General features: G+C 34.8%; 1 protein-coding gene. It reads left to right on the forward strand.

The window, feature by feature from the left end:
* Positions 1 to 14: 14 nt before the first annotated feature.
* Positions 15 to 1,372, forward strand: a protein-coding gene (locus CN288_RS27595; protein WP_098303616.1) for an IS3 family transposase whose coding sequence is annotated in 2 segments (ribosomal slippage) — positions 15 to 471 and positions 471 to 1,372 — 1,359 coding nt in all. Because the reading frame shifts where the segments join, the coding sequence is not laid out codon by codon here.
* The last annotated feature ends 14 nt before the right edge of the window (positions 1,373 to 1,386 follow it).

Below are 1,386 nucleotides of genomic sequence, written 5' to 3' on the forward strand. Positions count from 1 at the left end.
GGTGCAGTTTTTTTATGACAAAATTTACGAAGGATTCAAGGTTAAAGCTCGTTCAAGGATTTAATCCAAAAACAATTTCTCAAGCAAAATATGCAAAACAGATGCATATTACAAAGGCGCAATTTCAATACTGGTTGCGCTTATACGAACTCCATGGAGAAGAAGGTTTACACGAGGTCTATACAAATTACACCGTAGAGTTTAAACTAAACGTACTAAATTTTATGGCTCAATCGGGTATATCGTTAATGGATACAGCGGCTATATTCATGATTCCTTCTTTTACAACGGTTTATCAATGGAAGAAGCAATTTGAATTAGGTGGCTTAGATGCCCTTGAACCAAAGAAAAAGGGGCGTCCATCCATGAAAAATAAAAACACAAAACAGGATACGAAAAAAATTCCGGCAGAAGGTTCAGTTGAAGCGTTACAAGCTGAATTAGAACGCTTACGTATGGAAAATGCGTATTTAAAAAAGTTGAATGCCTTAGTTCAAAACAAGGAAAAATCACCAGACAAGACAAGGCACAAGTAGTCTATGAATTAAGGCATGAGTTTCAAGTGAAAGAATTAGTAAAGTTAGCGGGTATCCCTCGAAGCACATATTACTTTTATGTAAAACAAATGGATAGAATCGATCCAGATGCGGATTTAAAAGTAGAAATTAAAGCGATTTATGATGAACACGAAGGTCGTTATGGATATCGTCGTATTCGTGATGAATTAGCCAACCGTAATCAAATAGTGAATCATAAAAAGGTACAACGAATTATGAAAGAATTAGGTTTAAAATGCCTTGTACGTATGAAAAAATATAAATCTTATAAAGGAACAGTTGGTAAAATTGCACCCCATATTTTAGAGCGTAATTTTACGGCAGATGCGCCAAATGAAAAATGGGTAACCGATATTACGGAGTTTAAATTATTCGGTGAGAAACTTTATGTATCCCCTGTATTGGACTTGTATAATGGTGAAATCATTACTTATACAATTGGCTCTAGACCAACATATTCACTTGTTTCAGAAATGTTAGAGACAGCATTAGAGTGTTTACCTGAAAGTCACCAACTATTGATGCATTCAGATCAAGGTTGGCATTATCAAATGAAACAGTACCGTCACGCATTACAAGAAAGAGGTATCGTACAAAGTATGTCTCGTAAAGGCAACTGTTACGACAACGCAGTAATGGAGAATTTCTTTGGAATCATGAAGTCTGAATTTCTCTACATAAAAGAGTTTGAAAGTGTAGAGCATTTCAAAATAGAATTAGAAAAATATATAGATTATTATAATACCAAACGGATAAAGGCAAAATTAAAAATGAGCCCGGTACAATACCGGACTCACTTTTATCAAGCTGCCTAATGAAATAACCGTGT

The organism is Bacillus sp. AFS023182, from assembly GCF_002560575.1.
GTDB lineage: Bacteria > Bacillota > Bacilli > Bacillales > Bacillaceae_G > Bacillus_A > Bacillus_A arachidis.